Genomic DNA, 25,121 nt, shown 5'->3' with positions numbered 1-25,121 from the left:
ACCGATGAAGCTCGCCATTGCCCAGCTCAACCTGATGGTTGGTGCCATCGAGGCCAATGCCGAGCGCGTCATCGAGCTGGCCAACCGTCTGGCCGCCGAGGGGGTAGACCTGGTGGTGTTCCCCGAACTGACGCTGGTCGGCTACCCGCCCGAGGACCTGTTGTTGCGGCATGAATGCCTGCAACGGGTGGAGACCGCCCTGGCGCGCATCCGTGAGCAGGTGTGCGGTATCACCCTGGTGCTGGGTTACCCCGGCGAGCGCGACGGCGCCCGCTACAACCTGGCCGCAGCGATCCGCGACGGCGAGCTGCTGTGCGAATACCGCAAGCGCGAACTGCCCAACTACAGCGTGTTCGACGAGAAACGCTACTTCGCTGCGGGAGAGGACACCGGCTTGTTCGAACAGGGTGACCTGCGCTTCGCACTGGTGGTCTGCGAGGATATCTGGGTGGATACCCCGGTGCGAGAAGCCGCGGCCGCGGGCGCGCAGGTGGTGCTCACGCTCAACGGCTCGCCCTATTACCGCGGCAAGGTGCGCGAGCGCGAACGCCTGGTCGGCAAGCTGGCTGCGCGCCACGGTGTATCGCTGGTGTATGTGAACCAGGTCGGCGGCCAGGATGAACTGGTGTTCGATGGCGCCTCTTTCGTTTGTGCGGCCGACGGGCGGGTAGCGTTGCGCTGTGTGCAGTTCGAGGAGGCGGTCGAGGTGTTCGACATCGACGCCGGTGGTGCCCCCGCGATGCGTCCACTGCCGCCCTGGCTGGACGATCTCGAAGAGGTCTGGCGTGCCCTGGTCTGCGGTGTGCGTGACTACGTGGGCAAGAACGGCTTTCATGGTGTGGTGCTGGGCCTTTCCGGTGGCATCGACTCGGCGCTCACCCTGGCGCTGGCGGTCGATGCACTGGGAGCGCGTAACGTCGAGGTGGTGTCCATGCCCTCGCGCTACACCGCCGAGATCAGTAACGCCGATGCTGCCGAGCAGGCGCGTCGTCTCGGTGTGGATTACCTGAGCATTCCCATCGAACCGGCCTTCCAGGCCCTGCTCGACATGCTGGCCGAGCCTTTCGCGGGTCGACCGATGGACGTCACCGAGGAGAATATCCAGGCGCGCATTCGCGGGCTGCTGCTGATGGCGATCAGCAACAAGAGTGGGCGCATGCTGCTGACTACCGGCAACAAGAGCGAGATGTCGGTGGGTTATGCCACCCTCTACGGCGACATGAACGGTGGCTTTGCGCCGCTCAAGGACGTGCCCAAGACCCTGGTCTTCGCGCTGGCGCGCTGGCGCAACCGGGAGGTCGAGGTGATCCCCGAGCGGGTCATCACCCGCCCGCCCTCGGCCGAGCTGCGGCCCGATCAGCAGGACACCGACAGCCTGCCGCCCTACGAGGTGCTCGACGAGATCATCGAGCGCTTCGTCGAGCGTGACGAGTCGGTCGAGGAGATCGTGGCGGCCACCGGTTTCGACCGCGCGGAGGTGGAGCGTATGACGCGGCTGGTCCTGCGTGCCGAGTACAAGCGCCGCCAGGCCGCGCCCGGCATCAAGATCACCGCGCGCGCCTTCGGTCGCGACTGGCGTTATCCCATCGTCAATGGCTGCTGAATGGCGTGGGGTCGCGTTCCCGACCTGAATGTTCGCGGCGAGGACGCCACCCCTATATGCAGGAGGCCGTCCCCGGGCCGAACCGTTCGCGGCGGGGACGCCGCTCCCACATGTAGGAGGTCCGTTCCCGGGCCGAGCCGTTCGTGGCGGGGGCGTCGCTCCTGCGCGCAGGAGGCTCGACCCTGGGCCGAACATTGCTTGTAAGCGGTGCGCGGGCAGGGCTATCCTGAGTCCCGGAGAACACAACAAGAGGTGGAGACATGAAGAAGATCGAGGCCATCATCAAGCCCTTCAAGCTGGACGACGTGCGCGAGGCGTTGTCCAACATCGGCGTCAACGGCATGACCGTGACCGAGATCAAGGGCTTCGGTCGCCAGAAGGGTCACACCGAGCTGTACCGGGGGGCCGAGTACGTGGTGGACTTTCTGCCCAAGCTCAAGCTCGAAATCGTGATCGCCGAGGACCGCGTGGACGAGTGTGTCGAGGCCATTACCCAGGCCGCGCGTACCGGCAAGATCGGCGACGGCAAGATCTTCGTACTACCGGTCGAGGAGGTGGTTCGGATCCGTACTGGCGAGCGCGGACGCGAGGCCATCTGAATCCAGCCAGGGGCAGCCGGGGGGGCGGGACGCCCCCGGGGCACCTCGTCTCATTTCCAACTCACCACGCCCTGACAGGGTCATCGGCCCTGTCAGGGTAGGCTCGGCACGTCAGTTCTTGTCCAGGCCGAAGTAGTCCCAAAGCTTGCGCGACCAGGACTTCTCCTCAAGTTCGCGCGGGTCGGGGATGATGGCGCCGCTCTTCAGGTTGAGCGCCAGAACTCGCCGGGTGTCGTTCGCCAGGTCGTTCAGGCCGAGGCGCGTGTAGGCCTCGATCATCACCTCCAGGGCGTCCTTCACCGCCGGGGTGCGCTGGTAGTTCTCGATGACGTAGTTGCCGCGCTCGGCCGCCGCCACGAAGGCGCCGCGCTTGATGTAGTAACGCGCCACGTGCACCTCCTGGCGGGCCAGGTTGTTACGCAGGTAGAGCATGCGCTTGCGCGCATCCTCGGCATAATCGGTGTCGGGGAAGCGCTCGACCACCTCCTTGAAGTCCTTGTACGAATCCAGCGCCGCGCCGGCATCGCGTTGCGAGAGGTCGGTGGGCAGGAAGCGCGAGAGAATGCCCAGCGAGCGATTGAAGTTGACCAGCCCCTTCAGGTAGTAGGCATAGGCCACCGCCGGGTGGCCAGGATGGAACTTGATGAAGCGGTCGGCCGCGGCCAGCGCCGATTCGGGCTCTTCCGCCTTGTAATAGGCGTAGGCTACGTCGAGCTGGGCCTGGTGGGCGTACTTGCCGAAAGGGTAACGGGCCTCGAGTTTCTCGTACAGGTCGATGGCGCGCTCGTAGTTGCCGGAGGCCAGCTCGGCCTGCGCCTCGGTATAGAGCTTCTGCTGGCTCCAGCCCTTGGTCTCGTCCTTGTCCTGCAGAAAGGAGCAGCCGCCGAGCAGCAGTGCGAACAACAATGGCCAGAGCAGGCGTGACATCGGTGATAATCCCCCCAACGGTTCCAGTCGGCGAGTATACTAAGACAACCCCAATCAAAGCCACGCTCAGCGGGCCTCTGGCGTTCAGCCACAAGGCACGCCGACGCAGGCATGGTCACTCTATGTCAAGTCGGCGTAACGCAGTGGATGGACGCCCGGAAGCCCGCCCGCAGGGAGCGGCCCGGATGTCCCGGCTCTGCGTTGCGGCTCTTGGCAAGGGTCTGCCATTCCCTGCGAGCCGCGCCTTGATCCGGAACATCCGGGCCGCTCTGAGTGAGACTTTGATTGGGGTTGTCTTAGTAACAGATAGCCCCCCATGAGCGACGAACAGGCCGAAGAAAGGCTGCTGAGCGCGGAGATCGATGCCGCCCTGGCCGGTCGGCGCCTCGACCAGGCGCTGGCCGCCCTGTTTCCCGACTATTCGCGCAGCCGCCTCCAGGTCTGGATACGCGAGGGCCGGGTGACCGTCGACGGGAAGGTACGCGCCCAGCGGCACAAGGTGAGCGAAGGCGAGCAGCTGGTGCTGCGCGCGGTCGAGGAGGCCCAGGTCGAGTGCGTGCCGCAGCCGGTGCCGTTGCGCATCCTCTTCGAGGATGAGCACCTGCTGGTGATCGACAAGCCAGCCGGCCTGGTGGTGCACCCGGCCGCGGGCAACCCCGATGGCACCCTGCAGAACGGCCTGCTGTATCACGACCCTTCGCTGGCGAGGTTGCCCCGTGCCGGCATTGTGCACCGGCTGGACAAGGACACCACCGGTCTGATGGTGGTGGCGCGTAGCGAACCGGCCTACCAGCGGCTGGTCGCGGCACTGGCTCGGCGCGAGATACACCGCGAATACCGGGCCTTGGTGGTCGGGCGCCTGCGCGCACCGGGGACTGTCGACCAGCCTATCGGCCGCCACCCGACGGTGCGCACGCGCATGGCGGTAAACCCGCTGGGCAAGCCGGCGGTCACCCATTACGAACCGCTCGAGGCCTTCCGCGAGCACACCCTGCTGCGGGTCCGGCTGGAGACCGGGCGCACCCACCAGATCCGGGTGCACATGGCCTACATCCGGCACCCGGTATTCGGCGATCCGGTCTATGGCGGGCGTCTGCAACTGCCGTCGGGTGCGGACGAGGAGCTCAAGGCCCTGATGCGCAGTTTCGGTCGCCAGGCCCTGCATGCGCGCCGCCTGATCTTGCGCCACCCCGTCGACGAGCGCGAACTGCGCTTCGAGGCACCCATTCCGCAGGACATGGGCGAATTGCTCGAGGCCCTGCGCCGCCATCGGGAGGCACACGAGACGCCGGACCTGGATCCGGCCTTCTACACGGCGCTGGGCGAGGCGGGTTGGGAGATCGACGATGACGAGGACTGAGCCCATCCGTCCCGACTGGCCCGTGCCGGGCCGGGTGCGTGCCTTTGCCACCACTCGTGCGGGCGGGTTCAGCTGGGGTGACTGGGCCGGGCTCAACCTGGCCCTGCACGTGGGTGATGATCCTGAGCACGTGGTGGCCAACCGCGCTCGCTTGCGTGAGGCGCTGGCGCTGCCTGCCGAACCCCTGTGGTTGAGCCAGGTGCACGGCTGTTCGGTGGCCGATGCGGGTCGTGATCTTGCCGGTTGCGAGGCCGACGCGGCCTTTGCCTATACGCCCGGCCAGGTCTGCGCGGTGCTCACCGCCGACTGTCTGCCGGTGCTGTTCGCCGATCGCGAGGGTGTGGCGGTGGCCGCGGCGCACGCCGGCTGGCGCGGCCTGGCCGGCGGGGTGCTCGAGGCCACCCTGGCGCGCTTCGACGATCCCGGCAGGGTGATCGCCTGGCTGGGGCCGGCCATCGGGCCACTCGCCTTCGAGGTGGGTGAGGAGGTGCGGGAAGCCTTCCTTGCGGTCGATCCCCTGGCAGCAGAGGCCTTCGTGCAGCACGGCGAGCGCTGGCGGGCAGACCTGTACCGGCTGGCACGCCTGCGCCTGGAAGTGGCGGGCATCGGCGAGGTTTACGGCGGTGGGCGTTGCACCTACAGTGAGCCGCAGCATTTCTATTCCTACCGGCGCGACGGGCGCACCGGGCGACAGGCCAGCCTGATCTGGCTGGAGGAGACGGCATGAAGGACCGATGGTGGATGATCACCCTGGTCGGGCGCGACGCGCCCGGTATCGTCGCGGCCCTCACCCGGACGCTGGCCGACGCTGGTTGCAACCTGGGCGAGACCTCGATGCTGCGCCTGGGGGGCAACTTCACGGTAATGATGATGGTCTCGGGTGCCGCCGACGAGGGTGCCCTGCGCGCGCTGCTCGATCCCGTGGTGCACGAGCGTGGCCTGTGCCTGCATATCGATCCCATCGAGGCCCATCTGCACGAACACCTGATCCCCAACCTGCAGGTGGCCGTCTCCGGTGCCGACCGCGCGGGCATTGTCGCCCAGGTCACCGGTGCGCTGGCCGAGGGCGGGTTCAACATCCTCGACCTGGAATCCGACGTGGCCGGTACCGCTGAGGCTCCGGTCTACATCCTGCAGATCAGCGGCGTGAGCAACGAGCCGGTGGAGGCGGTGGAGCGTCGCCTGGTCCCGTTGCGCGCCGAGGGTATTGCGGTCAATGTGACGCCAGTCGAGACCTATATCGGGTAACCGGCGTGGCGGTACTCGACATCCTCAAGCTGCCGGACCCGCGGCTCAAGCAGGTCTCGGAACCAGTCACTGTTTTCGACGACGCCCTGCGTGCCTTCATCGACGACCTCGAAGACACCCGGCGTGCCGGACCCGCGGCCGTCGGCATCGCCGCGCCCCAGGTGGGCGTATTCCGGCGCATCGTCCTCCTCGACTGCTCGCAGACACGCAAGCCGGCGCCCAACCACGGCCACCTGGTTCTGGTGAACCCCGAGATCACCCATTGGGAAGGCTACGAGCCGGGACGCGAGGGCTGCCTCTCGGTGCCCGACTACACCGGCAACGTCATCCGTGCCACCCACATTCACCTGGTCGCGCAGGACCCATATGGTGAGCCGCTGGAATTCGACATGGAAGGCTTCGAGGCCCGCGCCGCCCAGCACGAGATCGATCACCTCGATGGCCTGCTGTTCATCGACCGCGTGGTCAGTCGCCGCACCGACCTGTTCCGCCGCAAGGTCTACGTCCGGTAGGCGCGGCATCCTCGCCGCGAACATTCGGCCCGGGGACGGCCTGCTGCGGGTAGGAGCGGTGTCCCCGCCACGAACCAGCGCATCATTCAGCTCTCGCCTTGCATTTCTGCGCGGATCCCCCATATGTCCTCCAGTCGAAAAGATTTTGGAGAACAAGCCCATGCGGATGGACAAGCTTACCAGCAAGTTCCAGATGGCCCTGGCCGATGCGCAGAGCATCGCGGTCGGCCGGGACCACCAGTCCATAGAACCCGTGCACCTGATGCTGGCCCTGCTGGATCAGCAAGGGGGTACGGTGCGGCCCCTGCTCACCCAGGCAGGGGTCAATGTCAACCAGTTGCGTGCGGCGGTGGGGCAGGCCATCGACCGCCTGCCGTCGGTGCAGGGCGCCGAGGGTGACGTGCATGTCTCGAACGACCTGAACCGCCTGCTCAATATCACCGACAAGCTGGCCCAGCAGCGCGGCGACCAGTACATCAGTTCCGAGCTGTTTGTGCTCGCCGCTGTCGAGGACAAGGGCGGTCTGGGCGAGATCCTGCGTCAGACCGGCGCCAGCAAGGAGAACATCGGCCAGGCCATTGACAACATTCGCGGAGGACAGGCGGTGGACGATCCCAATGCCGAGGACCAGCGCCAGGCGCTGGAGAAGTACACCATCGATCTCACCGAGAGGGCCGAGCAGGGCAAGCTCGATCCGGTGATCGGCCGTGACGACGAGATCCGGCGCACCATCCAGGTGCTGCAACGGCGCACCAAGAACAATCCGGTGCTGATCGGTGAGCCCGGCGTGGGCAAGACCGCCATCGTCGAGGGCCTGGCGCAGCGCATCGTCAATGGCGAGGTGCCCGAGGGCCTGCGCCACAAGCGCCTGCTGTCGCTGGACATGTCGGCTCTGATTGCCGGCGCCAAGTTCCGCGGCGAGTTCGAAGAGCGCCTCAAGGCGGTACTCAACGACATCGCCAAGGCAGAGGGGTCGATCATCCTGTTCATCGACGAGATCCACACCATGGTCGGCGCCGGCAAGGCCGAGGGCGCCATGGATGCCGGTAACATGCTCAAGCCGGCGCTGGCACGCGGTGAGCTGCACTGCATCGGCGCCACCACGTTCGACGAGTACCGTCAGTACATCGAGAAGGACGCCGCGCTCGAGCGCCGCTTCCAGAAGGTGCTGGTGCGGGAGCCGACGGTGGAGGACACCATCGCCATCCTGCGTGGCCTCAAGGAGCGCTACGAGGTGCACCACGGGGTAGAGATCACCGATCCGGCGATCGTCGCTGCGGCCACACTCTCGCACCGTTACATCACCGACCGGCAGCTGCCGGACAAGGCGATCGATCTGATCGACGAGGCGGCCTCGCAGATCCGCATGGAGATCGACTCCATGCCCGAGGAGTTGGACAAGCTGGATCGCCGCCTGGTCCAGCTCAAGATCGAGCGCGAGGCGCTCAAGAAGGAGACCGACGAGGCCTCGAAGAAACGCCTGCAGCTGCTCGAGGAGGAGATCGAGAAACTCGAGCGCGAGTTCTCCGAGCTCGAGGAGATCTGGAAGGCCGAGAAAGCCTCGCTGCAGGGCGCGACCCACATCAAGGAAGAGCTGGAGCAGGCACGGCTGGAGTTCGAGGCTGCGCGGCGCGCCGGCGACCTGACGCGCATGTCCGAGCTGCAGTACGGCCGCATCCCCGAGCTGGAGCGTCAGCTCGAGATGGCCCAGGCCGTCGAGCAGGCCGAGACGCAGCTGCTGCGCAACAAGGTCACCGACGAGGAGATTGCCGAGGTGGTCTCCAAGTGGACCGGCATCCCGGTGAGCAAGATGCTCGAGGGCGAGCGCGAGAAGCTGCTGAAGATGGAAGATGCCCTGCGCCGGCGCCTGGTCGGGCAGGACGAGGCGGTGCGTGCGGTGTCCGACGCCATCCGTCGCTCGCGCGCCGGGCTGTCCGATCCCGACCGGCCGAATGGCAGTTTCCTGTTCCTTGGTCCCACCGGGGTGGGCAAGACCGAGCTGTGCAAGGCACTGGCCGAGTTCCTGTTCGACACCGAGGAGGCCATGATCCGCATCGACATGTCGGAGTTCATGGAGAAGCACTCGGTGGCGCGGTTGATCGGTGCGCCGCCCGGCTACGTCGGTTATGAGGAAGGCGGCTATCTCACCGAGGCGGTGCGACGCCGGCCCTACAGCGTGATCCTCATGGACGAGGTGGAGAAGGCGCACCCGGATGTGTTCAACGTGCTGCTGCAGGTGCTCGACGACGGGCGGCTCACCGATGGCCAGGGACGCACGGTGGACTTCCGCAACACCGTCATCGTCATGACCTCCAACCTGGGCAGCAACCTCATCCAGGAGATGGCCCGGGTGGAAGACTACGAGGCCATGAAGACCGCGGTGATGGAGGTGGTCGGTCAGCACTTCCGGCCGGAGTTCATCAACCGCATCGACGAGACGGTGGTGTTCCACCCGCTGGGTCGCGAGCAGATCCGCAAGATCACCGAGATCCAGATCGGCTACCTGCGGCACCGCCTGGCCGACAGCGACCTCGGGCTCGAGGTCTCGGTCGCCGCGCTGGACAAGCTGGGCGAGGCCGGCTTCGATCCGGTGTACGGCGCACGGCCGCTCAAGCGGGCCATCCAGCACGAACTGGAGAACCCGCTGGCGCAGAAGATCCTCGCCGGCGAATACGCACCCGGCGACGTGATCACCGTGGACGTGCGTGACGGCCAGCTCGTCTTCGGCAAGACCCGGCGTGAGGAAACGCCGACCGATGACGATGAGGTGATCGAGGCCGAAATCGTCGACTGATCGCGCCACCGGCCATTGAAAGAGGCAGGGCTTCGGCCCTGCCTTTTCTGTTTGGGGGATTCACCACGAAGGACACAAAGGACACGAAGATTTTATTGCGTGAAACCGCAAAGGACGCGAAGGGCGCGAAGGAGAATGGGGGCGAATGTTCGCGGGGGGCGCTCCTCCCCATCCTCTTTCCATAACCCGGGGGTATTTGCTTTGCAGTCTCGGCATTCCTTGCGGAAAAATCTTCGTGTCCTTTGTGTCCTTTGTGTCCTTTGTGTCCTTTGTGTCCTTTGTGTCCTTTGTGTCCTTTGTGTCCTTTGTGTCCTTTGTGGTTATCTGAACCGCCCCGGGTTTCCCGGAGACTCCATTTCTTGAGAGGATAGAGTCTATGGATACGAGCAAGAGATATTCCCCTGAGGTCCGGGAACGGGCGGTTCGCATGGTGTTTGATCATCAGGGCGAGCATGATTCCCAATGGGCGGCGATGACCTCCATCGCGGCCAAGATCGGCTGTACGCCGGAGACGCTGCGCAAATGGGTGAGACAGGCCGAGCGTGATCAAGGACTGCGTGAGGGTCTGACGACGTCGGAGCGCGAGCGGCTCAAGGCCTTGGAACGGGAGAACCGGGAGCTGAGGCGGGCCAACGAGATTCTGAAGACGGCGTCGGCTTTTTTTGCCCAGGCGGAGCTCGACCGCAAACTGAAGAGATGATCGCGTACATCGACGATCACAGGGATCGTTACGGGGTCGAGCCGATCTGCGCGGTGCTGCCGATCGCCCCGTCCACCTACTATGAGCACAAGGCCCGTGAGGCCGATCCACAGCGACTGCCGCGGCGATTGCAGCGGGATCGCGCCCTGTCAGACGAGATTCGACGGATCTGGGAAGAGAACTTCCAGGTGTACGGTGCCAGGAAGGTATGGCGGCAGCTCAACCGGGAAGGCATCGAGGTAGCCCGCTGCACGGTGGAACGCCTGATGCGTGTCATGGGGTTGCGGGGTGTGGTGCGAGGCCGCCGTTGCCGGACAACGATCGGCGACACGACGGCGGAACGACCACTGGACCGGGTGAAGCGGCAGTTTACTGCCACCCGCCCGAATCAGTTGTGGGTGGCGGACATTACCTACGTGGCGACTTGGACAGGGTTTGTCTATGTGGCGTTTGTCGTGGACGTCTATGCCCGACGGATCGTGGGCTGGCGTGTCTCCCGGTCGCTGAAGACCGACCTGGTGCTGGATGCGCTGGAGCAGGCGCTATGGTCGCGCCAGGACACAGAGGGCCTGGTGCACCACAGTGACCGAGGCTGTCAGTACCTGTCGGTGCGCTACACGGAGCGCCTGGCCGGGGCCGGCATTGATGCCTCGGTCGGTAGCCGAGGGGACTCCTATGACAACGCTCTGGCAGAGACGATCAACGGTCTGTACAAGGCCGAGGTTATCTACCGGCGAGGCCCCTGGAAGCATAGGGAGGCGGTCGAATATGCCACTTTGGAGTGGGTGGACTGGTTCAACCACCGGCGGCTGCTGGAGCCTATTGGCAACGTGCCACCGGCGGAGTTGGAAGCGGCGTATTATCGCCAACAGAAAGAGTCTGCCAAGGCGGCCTGACTCAAACAAAACAGTCTCCGGAATATCCGGGGCGGTTCACCGGTAGTGCGTTATGTGAACAAGATCTTGCTCGACGCCATCAACGGCAATGCTTCGGATATCCACTTCGGACCTTACGAGAAGGACTTCCGGGTGCGTTTTCGCCAGGATGGCATCCTGCACGACGTGGCACACCCGCCGGTCAACCTGGCCCCGCGGCTGGTTGCCCGCCTGAAGGTGATGGCACGCCTGAACACCGCCGAGCGGCGCGTTCCCCAGGACGGCCGCATCAAGCTGGCGCTTTCGCGCAACCGTTCCATCGACTTCCGGGTCAACACCTGTCCGACACTGTATGGCGAAAAGGTCGTGCTGCGGATCCTGGACTCCTCGGCCGCGCGGGTCGGGGTGGATGCACTCGGCTTCGAGAAGGCCCAGAAAGAGGCCTTTCTCAACGCCATCAAAAAGCCCTACGGAATGATCCTGGTCACAGGTCCTACCGGCAGCGGCAAGACGGTCACGCTCTACACCGCGCTGAACCTGCTCAACAAGCCCGAGGTCAACATCTCGACCGCCGAGGACCCGGTGGAGATCCAGGTACCCGGCATCAACCAGGTCAACGTCAATCCCAAGACCGGTCTGACCTTCGCCGAGGCGCTGCGTGCCTTCCTGCGCCAGGACCCTGACATCGTGATGGTCGGTGAGATCCGCGACCTGGAAACCGCCGAAATCGCCATCAAGGCGGCACAGACCGGTCACCTGGTGCTCTCGACCCTCCATACCAACGACGCCCCCCAGACGCTGACCCGCCTGGCCAACATGGGCATTCCCCCGTTCAACATTGCCTCGTCGGTACACCTCATCATGGCCCAGCGCCTGGCCCGCCGCTTGTGCGAACATTGCAAGGAGCCGGACGACCTTGCCCGAGAGGCCCTGCTCAAGGAGGGCTTCTCCGAGGCCGACCTGGAAGGTGACTGGCAGGTCTACAAGGCCGTGGGCTGCGACAAGTGCACCATGGGTTACAAGGGTCGGGTCGGCCTGTTCGAGGTCATGCCCATCAGCGAGGAGATGGAACGCCTGATCATGAACAATGCCGACGCCATACAGTTGCGCGACCAGGCGAACGCCGAGGGCATCGAAGACCTGCGCGCCTCTGGTCTGCGCAAGGTCAAGGCTGGCATCATCAGCCTCGAAGAACTGAACCGCGTCACCAAGGATTGAACATGGCCAAGGCAACCGCAGCCGTCAAGCAGAAACCGCAGGTCTTCGTCTGGGAAGGCTCCGATCGCAAGGGAAAGCGTCTCAAGGGCGAGACCCGTACCTCCAGCATCACCATGGTGAAGGCCGAACTGCGGCGGCAAGGCATCACGCCGCTGAAGGTGCGCAAGAAGGCTACCGGCCTCTTCACCCATCGCAAGCAGAAGATTGCCCCCAAGGACATCGCGGTGTTCGCCCGCCAGCTCGCTACCATGATGGCCTCGGGCGTACCCATGGTGCAGGCCATCGAGATCGTGGCGCGTGGGCATTCCAATCCCGCCATGCAGGACTTGCTGCTGTCGATCAAGAACGACGTCGAGGGCGGCTCGACCCTCACCGACGCCCTGCGCAAGCATCCGCTGTATTTCGATGACCTGTTCTGCAACCTGGTACACGCCGGCGAGCAGGCCGGTGTACTCGAGACCCTGCTCGACAAGATCGCCACCTACAAGGAAAAGACCGAATCGCTCAAGGGGAAGATCAAGAAGGCGCTGTTCTATCCGACGGCGGTGGTCGTGATGGCCATCGTGATCACCGCGATCATCATGATCTTCGTGATTCCGCAGTTCAAATCACTGTTCGTGGGTTTCGGCGCCGACCTGCCGGCCTTCACCCAGCTGGTGGTCTCCCTGTCCGACTTCGTGGCAGCCTGGTGGTGGGCCATCCTGCTGAGCATCATCGAGTTCTTCAGCGTGATGGCCTTCGTCTGGAAACGCTCTCCCAGGTTGCGCGAAATACTCGACACCCTGCTGCTCAAGCTCCCGGTGCTGGGCAACATCATGCACAAGGCGGCGCTGGCGCGTTTCTGCCGCACCACGGCCACCATGTTCGCCGCCGGCGTGCCCCTGGTCGAAGCCCTGGGTTCGGTGGCCGGGGCCACCGGCAACCGGGTGTACGAAAAGGCGGTACTCGCCATGCGCGACGACGTGGCCACCGGCCAGTCGCTGCAACTGACCATGAAGCAGCAGGGCCTGTTTCCGCACATGGTCATCCAGATGGTCGCCATTGGCGAGGAATCGGGTGCACTCGACGAGATGCTCACCAAGGTGGCCGACTTCTACGAAGAAGAGGTCGACAACGCCATCGATGCCCTAAGCAGCCTGCTCGAACCGATGATCATGGCCATCCTGGGCACCCTGATCGGCGGCCTCGTCATCGCCATGTACCTGCCCATCTTCCAGATGGGCTCGGTATTCTGATCCCGGCCGTCTGGTTCGATGGATCTGTCGCTCCTGTCTCCGACCTGGCAGCTTGCCCTCTCCGGCCTGTTCGGCCTGATCATCGGCAGCTTTCTCAACGTGGTGATCCTGCGCCTGCCAAAACGCATGCACGCAGAATTCGCCGTGGCCTGCGCCGAGCTCGAAGGGCGTGAACCCGCCGAGCCGGCGCTCCCCCCAGCGCTGGTTTGGCCTGGACTACCTGATCCATCCCGGCTCGCACTGCCCGGCCTGCGGCCATGCCATCTCCCCCTGGGAGAACATCCCCCTCCTCGGCTGGCTGCTGTTGCGTGGGCGTTGCAACCAGTGTGGCGTGCGCATCAGCGCCCGCTACCCGGTGATCGAAGGTCTCACTGCCCTGATCACGATGGGGGTCGTGATGCATTTCGGCATGCACTGGCACACCCTGGCCATCGCCTTGCTGGCCTGGGGGCTGATCGTGCTTGCCATGATCGACATCGACGAACAACTGCTGCCCGACCAGATCACCCTGCCCCTGCTGTGGCTGGGCCCGCTGATCAACCTGCCTGGCCGATTCGTGCCCCTGGAGGATGCGGTGATCGGCGCGGTCGCGGGCTACCTCTCGCTGTGGTTCGTCTTCCAGCTGTTCCGCCTGCTCACCGGAAAGGAAGGCATGGGCTATGGCGACTTCAAGCTGCTGGCCCTGTTCGGCGTCTGGCTGGGCTGGCAGATGTTGCCGCAGATCATCCTGCTCTCCTCGGTGATCGGGGCACTCATCGGGATGGCACTGATCGCCCTGCGCCGTCACGACCGGGGCAAGCCCATCCCCTTCGGCCCCTACCTCATCCTCGGTGGCCTGGTGGCCCTGTTCTGGGGCGAACAGATCAACCAGAGCTACCTGCACCTGACCGGACTGGACTGAGCCCATGCTGAAGGTGGCGCTGACCGGCGGTATCGCCAGCGGCAAGAGCCTGGCCAGCGAGCATTTCGCCTCCCTCGGCGTACCGGTGATCGACGCCGACCAGGTGGCCCGAGAACTGGTGGAGCCGGGACGCCCCGCACTGGCAGCGATCGTCGAGCACTTCGGCCCCGCCATCCTGACAGCCGACGGCACCCTGGACCGCCGGGCACTGCGACAGCGCATTTTCGCCGATGCGGAGGCGCGCCGCGCGCTCGAGGCCATCCTGCATCCGGCCATTCGTCAGCGCATGCAGGAACTCGCCGAGGCGGCACATGGACCTTATCTCGTCCAGGTGATTCCGCTGCTGGCAGAAAGCGATCTCGACTGGGACCAGGACCGGGTGCTTCTCATCGACTGCCCCGAAACACTGCAACGCCAGCGACTGATGGCACGCGACGGCTGTTCGGCCGAACAGGCCGAAGCCATCCTCGCCAGTCAGGCCACACGCGAGCAACGCCGGTGCATCGCCGACGACATCCTCGTCAATGACGGTGACACCAGGACCCTGCAACAGGGCATCGAGACCCTGCATGCCCGTTATCTCGAGGCAGGATCTTCCCACGACTGAGGCTGTCGTACCCTTCCACACACCCGGCGTCGCTTTACCTGCAGGCCACGCTGGCGGAGAATATCAGCGATTACTGAATCGTCTGGCCCTGGGGGGCGCGTGTCCGAGCACATCATCTTCGAACAGCCACTCAATGAAAAATGCCGCACCATGCTGCGGCTGGCGCACCTGTTCGAACAGTTCGACTACCACATGCCGTGCAGCACGCCCTGGCATGCGCGCGCAGCCCTGCGCGCCCTGCTCGACATCTCGGTCATCCTGGCTCGCGCCGACATCAAGTCGGAACTCATCAAGGAGATGGAGCGCTACCATGGTTCGCTCTCGCGCATGGCCGACCTCCCCGATGTGGACCACAACCGCCTGCAACACATCCTGCAGAACCTGCGCGACAATCAGCAGGCCTTGCAAGCGGTCCGTGGACAACTGGGCGCCTCCCTTCGCAGCAGCGATTTTCTCAACAGCGTGCTGCAACGCAGCGCCATCCCTGGCGGTGGCTTCGACTTCGACCTGCCCCAACTCCACTACTGGCTGGCGCTGCCGCACGCCGAGCGCCTGCTCCAGTTCGATGACTGGCGCAACGAGGTGGCACCAGTACACGAAGCGGTAGACCTGCTACTGGGGTTGATCCGCCACAGCACCACTTTCCAGCCGCAACAGGCCAGTGCCGGCTTCTACCAGCAGACCCTGCCCGGCAATGCCGCGACGCAGATGATCCGCGTGCGCCTGCCCGAGGAGGCCCGCCTGTATGCCGAGATCAGTGGCGGCAAGCACCGGTTCAGCATCCGCTTCATGGACAGCAGTGACTGGGAGCACCCGGTGCAGACCGTGCGCAACATCACCTTCGAACTCAACATCTGCATCATATGAAGACCCCCGCAAGGAAAACCGTCGCCTGCCCGACCTGCAGGAAACCGGTGCTGTGGTCACCGGCATCGCGCTGGCGCCCCTTCTGCAGCGAACGCTGCCGATTGATCGACCTAGGCGAGTGGCTGAGCGAGGAGAAACGCATCCCCGGCGACCCGGCCTACGCCCCCGAAAACTGAACAGACTCACCACTAAGAACACAAAGGCTTTGTCTTTAATGAAACCTTCGTGTCCTTTGTGCGCTTCGTGGTTTTCTCCTCGATCAGCGAGACCCGCCGAAGCGCCGTTCACGCGAGGCGAGCGGAAACTCGGCCAGCCACTGGTTCTCACCAGACACCAGGTTGACGCGCACGCGCACGGCCTCGGGGGCGGGCTCGAGCCGCCAGGTGCCGCCTCCCAGTGTCTTGAACAGGGGGGGGCGCCAACTGTTGCGCCTTGTCGTCGTACTGCAGGACAGACAATCGCACATCGGAAGGCAGCTGCTCACCGATCAGGCGCAAGGTGTGCCCATCGCCCACCGGGCCCAGCACCAGCGCAAAATGCTGCGCATAGGCGCCGCAGGGCGCCAGGAGGGGACGGCAGGTCTCGTCCACGCTCATGATGCGTACCCCCAGGTCCGGAGCGATGCGTGCGCGCTTGCCGACCAGGGTCCAGCTCGTCACCAGGCCCAGGCCGAGGATGATGTAGAAGAACAGGTAACGGTTGAGCTTCACGGCACGATCCCCCGGATGCCGGCGATGCCCTGACCTCCATGATGCCAGGCGATCTCGCACAGATCGGGACGCATGCCACCCAGCGCATAAACCGGCAGATTCACCGTCTCGACCGCCTGCGCGAAATCCGTCCAGCCCAGCGGCGCAGCATCCGGGTGGCTGGGCGTGGGCAGCACCGGCGAGAGCAGCGCGAAATCCGCGCCCAGCGCCTCGGCGCGGCGCAAGTCGTCGGGCGAATGACAGGAGGCTGCCAACCACCGCAGCCCCGCGGGCCGTTCGTGCAAGCGGTGCAGATCACGCGCACTCAGGTGCAGACCATCCGCCTCAACACCGTCGATCCCCATGGCCGAATTGCACAGCAGCAAGGCGTCGGCCTCGCGACAACGCGCGCGCACCTGATCGAACAGTCGCCACCGCCCCTCCTCGCCGACCCCGAACACCCGGAACTGCACCAGACGGACGCCCGCGGCCAGGCCACGTTCGAGATGGGCCAGCACCGATTCGGGCGCGTCGCCCTCGGGCCGGGTGATCAGGCAAGTATCGGGCAGGCGCAGGGCGGTGACCACGGGCCGATCGGCCGCCGGCATGGGATAGCCCTCAAGCGCGGCTGGCTCCACCCATTCCAGTGGCTGGCCCTCCAGACCGCGCGGCTTGCCCTCCCAGGCCTCGACGCGGAAGACGTGCAGCAGTACCCGGCGATCGCCGTAGTCGTGCGCGACCCGGATCAGCAGCCGACAGGCTGTCACTTCGACACCCAGCTCCTCACGCAGCTCGCGCACCAGCGCAGCCTGCGGCGTCTCCCCCGCCTCGCACTTGCCACCAGGAAATTCCCAGAGCCCGCCCTGGTGGGCGTGGTCGTGCCGCCGTGTCAGCAGCACTCGTCCCCGATCGTCGATCAGGGCACCAGCAGCCACGTGCACGGTTTCGGTCATCAGGAGCGGTATTCGGCGTTGATCTTGACGTAATCGTAGGACAGATCACAGGTCATCACCCGCGCCTGTGCCGTACCCCGGCCCAGGTCGATGCGGATGGCGTATTCCTTCTCGGCCATCACCCGGGCACCGTCCTCTTCGCGGTAGCCGGGATCGCGCCCACCATTGCTCACGATGAGCACGTCGCCCAGCCAGATGCGCACCGCCGCGATGTCCAGTGCCACCCCGGCACGTCCCACTGCGGCGAGGATACGCCCCCAGTTGGGATCGCCGGCAAACAACGCGGTCTTGACCAGCGGCGACTCGGCCACGGTATAGGCTACCGCGCGCGCGTCCTCGGCCGATCGGGCGCCGCTTACTTCGATATCCACCGTCCGGGTGGCGCCTTCGCCGTCACGCACGATCTCGCGCGCCAGGGCAAAACAGACTGCACCAAGCGCCTGCTCGAAGCGGACCCGGTCATCGCCCGCCGGTGCCACGCCGGAAGCGCCGGTGGCCACCAGCACGCAGGCGTCGTTGGTCGAGGTATCGCCATCGACGGTGATGCTGTTGAAAGACCCACGCACCGCGGTCTCCAGCATCGCCTGCAGGTCGTCACGCGCGATGCGCGCATCGGTCGCCACGTAGGCCAGCATGGTGGCCATGTCGGGGCGGATCATGCCCGAGCCCTTGGCAATGCCGGTGATCACCACCGGCCCGGCACTCAGCTCGACCACGGTGCTCCAGCACTTGGGACGGGTGTCGGTGGTCATGATGGCGCGCGCGGCCTCGCCCCAGGCGTCCTCGCGCAGGTCCTGTACCAGCCCTGGCATGGCGTGCTGGAAGGGAGTGAGCGGCAGGTCCTCACCGATCACCCCGGTGGAGAAAGGCAGCACCTGGCTCATGGCGCAACCGGCCATGGCGGCCACCGCGCGGCAGGTCTCGCGCGCCGCGCGCAGCCCCTCGTCCCCGGTGCCGGCATTGGCGTTGCCGGCATTGATCAGCAGGTAGCGCGGCGCATCCTTGGCCAGGTGCTCGCGCGCCACGATCACCGGCGCGGCGCAGAAGCGGTTGCGCGTGAACACCGCCGCAGTGGCGCTGCCCTCGGGCAGTTCCATCAGGCACAGGTCGGGCCGGCCCTGGTAACGGATGCCCGCTTCGGCCACTGCCAGGCGAAAACCGGAAACAGGGAGGGGGTTGTCTGTAATCATCGGCAATTTGTTCTTGTGGGAGCGGCGTCCCCGCCGCGAACCCGTGCATCATTCGGCCCGGGGACGGGCCTCCTACCCGTGGGAGCGGCGTCCCCGCCGCGAACATATTCGGCCCGGGGACGACCTCCTGCCTTTGGGAGCGGCGTCCTGCCGCTGCCCTATTGCAGCTTACCGTGACAATGCTTGTATTTCTTGCCCGAGCCGCAGGGACAGGGGTCGTTGCGGCCGACCTTGCGTCCCTCGCGCACGAAGGGCTGCTGCGCGGGGGCTTCTTCGCCGGCCCCGGGTGCCGGAACCCCGGCTTCCGGTTCGTCCAGCCCGGTGAATTCCTCGTGGCGAAACTCGAAGGCATTGGGATCGACCGCCGGCTCCTGGATGGACGGCGGTTCCTGGATCTGCAGCTTGCTGAGGATCTCCACCACCTCCTGCTTGATCGAGGCCAGCATGCGCTGGAACATCTCGAAGGCCTCGCGCTTGTACTCCTGCTTGGGGTCCTTCTGCGCATAGCCGCGCAGGTGGATGCCCTGGCGCAGGTAGTCCATGGCGGCCAGGTGCTCCTTCCAGTACGAGTCGAGGGTGAACAGCATCACCTCCTTCTCGAGGCGGCGCATCTGTTCCGACCCGATCTGGTCTTCCTTTTCCTTCCAGGACGCGACCATGGCATCGAGGATGCGCTGGCGCAGGGTCTCCTCGTGCAGCTCGCCGTCCTCGTCCAGCCATTGCTGAATGGGCAGATCGAGATCGAAGTGCTCCTTCAGCGCCGCCTCCAGCCCCGGGATGTCCCACTGCTCCTCGATGCTCTGCGGCGGGATGTACTGGTCGATGGTGGCGTTCAGCACCTCCTCGCGCAGCGAGGCGATCAGCTCCGAGATGTCCTCGGTGTTCATCAGCTCGTCGCGCTGCTGGTAGATGACCTTGCGCTGGTCGTTGGCGACGTTGTCGTACTCGAGCAGGTTCTTGCGGATGTCGAAGTTGCGCCCTTCGACCTTGCGCTGGGCGTTCTCGATGGCGCGGTTCACCCAGGGGTGCTCGATGGCCTCGCCTTCCTGCATGCCCAGCTTCTGCATCAGCGCCGAGACACGCTCGGAGGCGAAGATGCGCATCAGGTTGTCTTCGAGCGACAGGTAGAAGCGCGAGGACCCCGGATCGCCCTGGCGGCCCGAACGCCCGCGCAACTGGTTGTCGATACGACGCGACTCATGGCGCTCTGTGCCGATCACACGCAGACCGCCGGCCTCGAGCACCTTGCGGTGGCGTTCTTCCCAGTCCTTCTTCAGGGCCTCGATCTGTTCTTCGGTGGCATCCGGCCCGAGCTGAGCGATCTCCACCTCCAGGTTGCCGCCGAGCACGATGTCGGTGCCGCGACCGGCCATGTTGGTGGCAATGGTGACCGCGCCCGGACGGCCCGCCTCGGCCACGATCAGGGCTTCGCGCTCGTGCTGCTTGGCATTGAGCACCTGGTGCGGGATGCCTTCCTTCTCGAGCAGCCTGGAGACCAGCTCGGAGACCTCGATCGAGGCGGTACCCACCAGTACCGGCTGGCCACGCTGCACGCAGTCGCGGATGTCCTCGACGATGGCCGCGAACTTCTCCTTCTGGGTGAGGTACACCAGGTCTGTCTGGTCCTCCCGCAGGGTCGGCTTGTTGGGCGGGATCACCACCACCTCCAGCCCGTAGATCTGCTGGAATTCGTAGGCTTCGGTGTCCGCAGTGCCCGTCATGCCGGCCAGCTTGTCGTACAGACGGAAGAAGTTCTGGAAGGTGATCGAGGCGAGCGTCTGGTTCTCCTGCTGGATGGGCACCCCCTCCTTGGCCTCCACCGCCTGGTGCAGACCCTCGGACCAGCGCCGCCCCGGCATGGTGCGGCCGGTGAACTCGTCGACGATGATCACCTGGCCGTCGCGCACGATGTAGTCCACGTTCTTCTGGAACAGGGCATGCGCGCGCAACGCCGCCATCACGTGGTGCATGAGCATGATGTTGGACGGATCGTAGAGGCTCTCTTGCTCGTCGAGCAGGCCCATCTCCACCAGCATTCGCTCGACCTTCTCGTGGCCCTGGTCGCTGAGGAAGATCTGCCGCGCCTTCTCGTCCACCGCATAGTCACCGGGACCGTAGTCGGGCTTGCCCTCCTCGTTGGTGATCGGGTCCTGGCGGGTGAGCTTCGGCGGGATGGCATTGATCTTGATATACAGCTCCGAACTGTCCTCCGCCGGACCGGAGATGATCAGCGGGGTGCGGGCTTCGTCGATGAGGATGGAGTCCACCTCGTCGACGATCGCGTAGTTGCGCCGTTGCACCCGCTGGTCGGCGGAGAAGGCCATGTTGTCGCGCAGGTAGTCGAAGCCATACTCGTTGTTGGTGCCATAGGTGATGTCGGCATCGTAGGCCTGGCGGCGGGTCACCGGGCGCAAGTGCCGATAGCCGCCCTGCTGCTCGTCCCAGTCGGGGTCGAACAGGTAGGACGCGGAATCCGGCCCCTGCCCGCCCGAGGAGTTGATCACCCCGGTACTCAGTCCCAGGAAGTGATACAGCCTGCCCATCCATTCGGCGTCGCGGCGCGCCAGGTAGTCGTTGACCGTGACCACGTGAACACCCTTGCCCGAGAGACCATTCAGATAGGCCGCCAGGGTGGCGACAAGGGTCTTCCCCTCGCCAGTGCGCATCTCGGCGATCTTGCCCTCGTGCAGCACCATGCCGCCAATGAGCTGCACATCGAAATGGCGCATGCCCAATACCCGCCGGCCGGCCTCTCGCACTACCGCGAAGGCCTCCGGCAGCAGGTCGTCCAGGGTCTCACCCTTCTCCAGCCGCTCACGAAACTCGCCGGTCTTGCCACGCAGTGCCGCATTGATCTGCGCCACCTTCTTCTGCATGCGCTTGATCAGCCGGTCGTTGCGGCTGCCAAACACCTTTTTCAATACCTTGTTGAACATGATTCAGCCTTTGTCGATGGCCATCCACGGCCCGGGCAGGGCGAATGATAACCCGAGGGAAGCGAGTGCGCCGCCACGCGGGCGGGCGCAAGAGGCAGACGGAGGGAATGGACTCAGGGGGCGCGGATGTAACGTTTGGGATCAACCTTCCGCCCCTGGCGACGGACCTCGAAATGCACGTGCGGCCCGGTGGAACGCCCCGTGTTGCCGAGCAGGGCGATGACCTGACCCTTGGCCACCACGTCACCCTTGGAGACCAGGTTCTTCTTGTTGTGGCCGTAGATGGTGGTGTAGCCGTCCGGGTGGCGAATCTCCACCACGTTGCCATAGCCCTTTTCGTGGTTGGCCCGCACCACCACGCCGGCGGCCACCGCGCGCACCGGTTCACCTTCCTTGCCGGCGAAATCCAGCCCGTGATGCCAGGCCTTCTTGCCGGTGATGGGGTCGGTGCGGCGTCCGAAGACGGACGAGATCCAGCCGTTGTCGATGGGACGACCGGACAGCGAGGTCTCGCGGATCAGCTCGCGGTTGGCCAGCTGCTCCTCGAGCATGCGCAGCTTGTCCTCGCGGTCGGCCAGCAGGCGCTCGATGCGCTGCATGGTATCGAGGATGTCGTTGGTATCCGGCGATGCCGCCTGCTCGCCTTCCAGGCCACCCTGGGCGGGCTCGGCCGAGAAGTCGAATTCCTTGTCGTCGAGCTTGCCCAGGCCCACCAGGCGTTCACCCAGGGCATCGAGACGCATCAGGTGCGCCTGCAGACGCGCCACGCGCAGGGCCAGGGCGTCGAGATGCGCGCGCTGTTCCGAGCGTGCGATTTCCAGCTGCTCGCGCTCGCGGTCCACCAGTTGCCGCAGCTGGGCCACGGCCGAGGCGCTGCGGGTCTTCTCCGTGTGCCAGCTTCCCAGCTCGTAACCCGCCCAGACGAGCAGGGCCGAGAACAGCGCCACACCCGGCACCAGCCAGCGCACGGCGCTGGGCACGCAGATGTCGATGCTGCCCTTCTTCTTGGAAAGCAGGATAATGTTCATATTTCTGACAGGCTCCCTATCAGCAGGGTTTTCGGCCTCTGTCGAGGAATATTTATCGCCGCCTGAGGCGGCACCACTTGCCCGGGACATCCCTGCCATGAGAGCGAAACCGCGCCGTATTGCCGTCATCCTGCAACAACAGCCGCAGCTGGCCGGATTGATCGCACGCAGCCGCCAGCATCGGGAGCTGCTGGCACAGGTACGCGACGCGCTGCCTTCCGACCTGGCGACGCATTGTACCAGCGCCACGCTGAACGGTAGCATCCTGCACTTGCAGGTCGATTCGCCGGTCTGGGGCGCCCGGCTGCGCTACCATACCCCCAGCCTGCTCAGCAGGCTGCGCGCCCGGCACCCGGGACTGGCCAGCATCCGTGTCCGCCCGCGGGTCGCAACCCCGGCCCGTGCCTCACGCACCAGCCGGCGCCGGTTTAGGCTGCACCGCTCCCCGCAGGCTGCGGAACACCTGGAACGAGCGGCCCGCAGCATATCGGACGAGAAACTCTGCCACGCCCTGCGGCGGCTCGCCAAGACCCTGAGCGAAAAAGAGTGACCGAAGTCAGGAAACCTGGATCGGTTTCATGTAGGAAATGGGAGCCGTGTCCTCGTTTTCGAAGGTCACTTCCTCCCAGGCGCCCTCCCGGGCCATCAGGGCCTTGAGCAGCCGGTTGTTCAGCGCGTGTCCCGACTTGTAGCCGGTGAAGGCGCCGATCAGGCTGTGCCCCAGCAGATAGAGATCGCCGATGGCATCCAGGATCTTGTGCTTGACGAACTCGTCCTGGTAACGCAGACCGTCCTCGTTGAGGACACGGAAATCGTCCACCACGATGGCGTTCTCCATGCTCCCGCCGAGTGCCAATCCGTTCTCGCGCAGGGTCTCGATGTCACGCAGGAAACCGAAGGTCCGCGCACGACTGACTTCCTTGACGAAGGATGTCGACGAGAAGTCCATCTCGGCCTCGCAGGCCCGCCCGTCGATGGCAGGGTGGTCGAAATCGATGGCGAAACGCACCTTGAAACCCTCGAAGGGCTCGAAACGCGCCAGCTTGTCGCCGTCGCGCACCTCCACAGGCTCGAGGATGCGGATGTAACGCTTGGGGGCGTTCTGCTCCTCGACACCGGCCGACTGGATCAGGAACACGAAAGGCCCGGCACTACCATCCATGATGGGCACCTCGGGAGCGCTGACGTCCACGTAGGCATTGTCCACTCCCAGGCCGGCAAAGGCCGAGAGCAGATGCTCCACCGTGGAGATGCGGACGCCGTCACGCTCGAGGGTAGTGGACAGCCGGGTGTCGCCGACGTATTCGGCGCGCGCCGGGATCTCGACGGGCTGCGGCAGATCGACGCGCTGGAAGACGATGCCCGTGTCCGGGGCTGCCGGGCGCAGGGTCAGGTAGACCTTCTCGCCCGTGTGCAGACCCACACCGGTCGCCCGGATGACGTTTTTCAGCGTGCGCTGCCTGATCATGCGCCGTTGCTCCTCGAGAGATCCACGGGAACCCGTTGTGCCCCCTGTTAACAAAACGCATCCGTGCCACCGGACCCCGGTACCACATGGGAAATTCCCGCATTGTGGGCAATTTTTTCCCGGCATTCAAGCAAGATTGCGCCTGATTCCGGGATCTTGCGCGCGTTTTCAGTCTGCCTGACGTCGCAGAAACGCCGGAATGTCGAGGTACTCCATGTCCTGCCGTGTCGCGGCGTCGACATACCCCTTGCGACTTTCGGCCTGGCGTCGCACCGCCGTGGGCACGTCCAGACCCGCATAGTCGTCCGGTGAGCTGGCGACCGGCTCTACCATCGGCTCGCCGTTGGCCACGCGTACCGGTTGCAGATCGACCGGCTGCGGCGCGGGTTCCGCGACGGCCTCTTCAGCACCCAGGCCGGTAGCCACCACGGTGACGCGGATCTCGTCCACCATGTCGGGATCGAGCACAGTGCCGACCACCACGGTGGCGTCGTCACGCGCGAACTCACGGATAGTGCTGCCGACCTCGTCGAACTCGCCCAGCGACATGCCCATGCCGGCAGTGATGTTCACCAGCAGGCCACGCGCGCCGGAGAGGTTGATGTCCTCCAGCAACGGGCTGCGAATCGCCAACTCGGCCGCCTCGCGCGCCCGGTCCTCGCCGGAGGCCCGCCCGGTGCCCATCATGGCCACCCCCATCTCGGACATCACGGTGCGCACGTCAGCGAAGTCCACGTTGATCAGGCCCGGCTTGGTGATCAACTCGGCGATGCCCTGCACGGCATTGAGCAGCACGTCGTTGGCTGCCTTGAAGGCATCCACCAGGGTGACGCCCTTGCCCAGCACCGAGACCAGCTTCTCGTTGGGGATGGTGATCAGCGAATCGACGTGCTCGGTGAGCGCCTTGATGCCGGCCTCGGCAATCTTCATGCGCTTGGGCCCCTCGAAAGCGAAGGGCTTGGTGACCACCGCCACGGTAAGGATGCCCAGCTCCTTGGCCACTTCGGCCACGACCGGCGCCGCCCCGGTACCCGTACCACCGCCCATGCCGGCGGTGATGAACACCATGTCCGCGCCGTCCAGCGCCTCGGCGATACGGTCCCGATCCTCCATGGCCGCCTCGTAACCACGCTCCGGGTTGGCCCCGGCGCCCAGGCCACGAGTCACGTTGGAACCCAGTTGCAAGGCCGTACGCACCTCGGTGCTGTTGAGCGCCTGCGCATCGGTGTTGGCGCAGATGAATTCCACGCCCTCGATATTGGATCGCAACATGTGGTTGACCGCGTTACCGCCGCCGCCACCAACCCCGATCACCTTGATGACTGCACTCTGGCTGTCCACATCCATCAATTCAAACATACTCTCGTCCTCCGAACGTCATCCCGCTGAATCGAAACACCTGGCGCCCCGC

22 protein-coding genes, 1 pseudogene and 1 other annotated feature are annotated in these 25,121 nt (G+C 65.2%); of the genes and pseudogenes, 15 read left to right on the top strand and 8 right to left on the bottom strand.

The genetic code is table 11. The features are described from left to right. Positions 1-4 precede the first annotated feature (4 nt). Both EBS_RS02375 and EBS_RS02370 read left to right on the top strand, forming a co-directional pair. Complete coding sequence (locus EBS_RS02375; protein ID WP_043107132.1) at positions 5-1,603, top strand: NAD+ synthase; 1,599 nt, start codon at positions 5-7, stop codon at positions 1,601-1,603. A gap of 260 nt (positions 1,604-1,863) precedes the next feature. Further along, a complete protein-coding gene (locus tag EBS_RS02370; protein WP_043107131.1) occupies positions 1,864-2,202 on the top strand; it encodes a P-II family nitrogen regulator in 339 nt (112 codons plus the stop codon). 111 nt (positions 2,203-2,313) lie between these two features. On the opposite strand, the gene EBS_RS02365 is transcribed toward EBS_RS02370, so the two are convergent. Beyond that, positions 2,314-3,129, bottom strand: a complete 816-nt coding sequence (locus tag EBS_RS02365; protein WP_052199212.1) for an outer membrane protein assembly factor BamD — start codon at positions 3,127-3,129, stop codon at positions 2,314-2,316. A 316-nt stretch (positions 3,130-3,445) separates the two neighbouring features. Between EBS_RS02365 and rluD the strand changes: the two genes are divergently transcribed. The 12 genes and pseudogenes from rluD (at position 3,446) to yacG (ending at position 15,622) form a co-directional block, all read left to right on the top strand. Next, complete coding sequence (gene rluD / locus EBS_RS02360; RefSeq protein ID WP_052199211.1) at positions 3,446-4,489, top strand: 23S rRNA pseudouridine(1911/1915/1917) synthase RluD; 1,044 nt, start codon at positions 3,446-3,448, stop codon at positions 4,487-4,489. After that, the gene (pgeF, locus tag EBS_RS02355; protein WP_043107129.1) at positions 4,476-5,216 is read left to right on the top strand and encodes a peptidoglycan editing factor PgeF; all 741 of its coding nucleotides are present in this window, start codon (positions 4,476-4,478) and stop codon (positions 5,214-5,216) included. Before rluD ends, pgeF begins: the two co-directional genes overlap by 14 nt. Then, complete coding sequence (locus EBS_RS02350) at positions 5,213-5,737, top strand: glycine cleavage system protein R (protein WP_043107127.1); 525 nt, start codon at positions 5,213-5,215, stop codon at positions 5,735-5,737. Before pgeF ends, EBS_RS02350 begins: the two co-directional genes overlap by 4 nt. 5 nt (positions 5,738-5,742) lie before the next feature. Then, a complete protein-coding gene (gene def / locus EBS_RS02345) occupies positions 5,743-6,249 on the top strand; it encodes a peptide deformylase (RefSeq protein ID WP_043107125.1) in 507 nt (168 codons plus the stop codon). Between the two features lie 160 nt (positions 6,250-6,409). After that, positions 6,410-9,043: an ATP-dependent chaperone ClpB gene (clpB, locus tag EBS_RS02340; RefSeq protein ID WP_052199596.1), complete on the top strand. Its 2,634-nt coding sequence runs from the start codon at positions 6,410-6,412 to the stop codon at positions 9,041-9,043. A gap of 376 nt (positions 9,044-9,419) precedes the next feature. Then, positions 9,420-10,639, top strand: a protein-coding gene (locus tag EBS_RS02330; RefSeq protein WP_148307615.1) for an IS3 family transposase whose coding sequence is annotated in 2 segments (ribosomal slippage) — positions 9,420-9,702 and positions 9,702-10,639 — 1,221 coding nt in all. Because the reading frame shifts where the segments join, the coding sequence is not laid out codon by codon here. Continuing rightward, positions 9,698-9,814, top strand: a sequence feature (AL1L pseudoknot). Its footprint overlaps the gene before it by 117 nt. Before the next feature lie 36 nt (positions 10,640-10,675). Further along, a pseudogene (gene pilB, locus EBS_RS02325) lies at positions 10,676-11,836 on the top strand (type IV-A pilus assembly ATPase PilB); the annotation flags it as partial. A gap of 2 nt (positions 11,837-11,838) precedes the next feature. Then, complete coding sequence (locus EBS_RS02320) at positions 11,839-13,071, top strand: type II secretion system F family protein (protein WP_043109082.1); 1,233 nt, start codon at positions 11,839-11,841, stop codon at positions 13,069-13,071. A gap of 211 nt (positions 13,072-13,282) precedes the next feature. Continuing rightward, complete coding sequence (locus EBS_RS02315) at positions 13,283-13,972, top strand: prepilin peptidase (RefSeq protein ID WP_408065679.1); 690 nt, start codon at positions 13,283-13,285, stop codon at positions 13,970-13,972. A 4-nt stretch (positions 13,973-13,976) separates the two neighbouring features. Then, positions 13,977-14,579 carry a dephospho-CoA kinase gene (gene coaE / locus EBS_RS02310; protein WP_043107120.1) on the top strand — a complete coding sequence of 201 codons (603 nt, stop codon included), beginning with the start codon at positions 13,977-13,979 and terminating at the stop codon, positions 14,577-14,579. Positions 14,580-14,678: 99 nt separating this feature from the next. Beyond that, positions 14,679-15,446: a cell division protein ZapD gene (gene zapD / locus EBS_RS02305; RefSeq protein WP_043107119.1), complete on the top strand. Its 768-nt coding sequence runs from the start codon at positions 14,679-14,681 to the stop codon at positions 15,444-15,446. Continuing rightward, complete coding sequence (yacG, locus tag EBS_RS13380; RefSeq protein ID WP_081999774.1) at positions 15,443-15,622, top strand: DNA gyrase inhibitor YacG; 180 nt, start codon at positions 15,443-15,445, stop codon at positions 15,620-15,622. The genes zapD and yacG overlap by 4 nt, the downstream gene beginning before the upstream one ends. A 147-nt stretch (positions 15,623-15,769) precedes the next feature. On the opposite strand, the gene EBS_RS02300 is transcribed toward yacG, so the two are convergent. From EBS_RS02300 to EBS_RS02280, 5 genes are all read right to left on the bottom strand, one after another. Further along, entirely contained in the window at positions 15,770-16,156 is a 387-nt protein-coding gene (locus EBS_RS02300) for a hypothetical protein (protein WP_043107118.1), read from the bottom strand. Continuing rightward, positions 16,153-17,088, bottom strand: coding sequence for a Nudix family hydrolase (locus EBS_RS02295; protein WP_043107116.1), 936 nt, complete (start codon positions 17,086-17,088; stop codon positions 16,153-16,155). Before EBS_RS02295 ends, EBS_RS02300 begins: the two co-directional genes overlap by 4 nt. Beyond that, positions 17,088-18,278 (bottom strand): bifunctional glutamate N-acetyltransferase/amino-acid acetyltransferase ArgJ, encoded by a 1,191-nt coding sequence (gene argJ / locus EBS_RS02290; RefSeq protein WP_043107113.1) that lies wholly within the window; start codon positions 18,276-18,278, stop codon positions 17,088-17,090. Before argJ ends, EBS_RS02295 begins: the two co-directional genes overlap by 1 nt. Positions 18,279-18,436: 158 nt before the next feature. Then, on the bottom strand, positions 18,437-21,214 hold the full coding sequence (gene secA, locus EBS_RS02285) for a preprotein translocase subunit SecA (protein ID WP_043107112.1): 2,778 nt from the start codon (positions 21,212-21,214) through the stop codon (positions 18,437-18,439). A 113-nt stretch (positions 21,215-21,327) separates the two neighbouring features. After that, positions 21,328-22,242 (bottom strand): M23 family metallopeptidase, encoded by a 915-nt coding sequence (locus EBS_RS02280; RefSeq protein WP_043107111.1) that lies wholly within the window; start codon positions 22,240-22,242, stop codon positions 21,328-21,330. Between the two features lie 97 nt (positions 22,243-22,339). Here EBS_RS02280 and EBS_RS02275 point away from each other — a divergent pair, with 97 nt between their 5' ends. Then, positions 22,340-22,792, top strand: coding sequence for a DUF721 domain-containing protein (locus EBS_RS02275; protein ID WP_043107110.1), 453 nt, complete (start codon positions 22,340-22,342; stop codon positions 22,790-22,792). A 6-nt stretch (positions 22,793-22,798) separates the two neighbouring features. On the opposite strand, the gene lpxC is transcribed toward EBS_RS02275, so the two are convergent. Both lpxC and ftsZ read right to left on the bottom strand, forming a co-directional pair. Beyond that, entirely contained in the window at positions 22,799-23,710 is a 912-nt protein-coding gene (gene lpxC / locus EBS_RS02270) for a UDP-3-O-acyl-N-acetylglucosamine deacetylase (protein ID WP_043107108.1), read from the bottom strand. Between the two features lie 168 nt (positions 23,711-23,878). Then, entirely contained in the window at positions 23,879-25,069 is a 1,191-nt protein-coding gene (gene ftsZ, locus EBS_RS02265) for a cell division protein FtsZ (RefSeq protein ID WP_043107107.1), read from the bottom strand. Between the last annotated feature and the right edge of the window lie 52 nt (positions 25,070-25,121).

It is taken from the genome of endosymbiont of unidentified scaly snail isolate Monju (genome assembly GCF_000801295.1).
Classification (GTDB): Bacteria; Pseudomonadota; Gammaproteobacteria; order Chromatiales; family Chromatiaceae; genus MONJU.
Note: the sequence above shows the minus strand (reverse complement) of the source record. Positions and strands in the feature narration are given on the sequence as shown.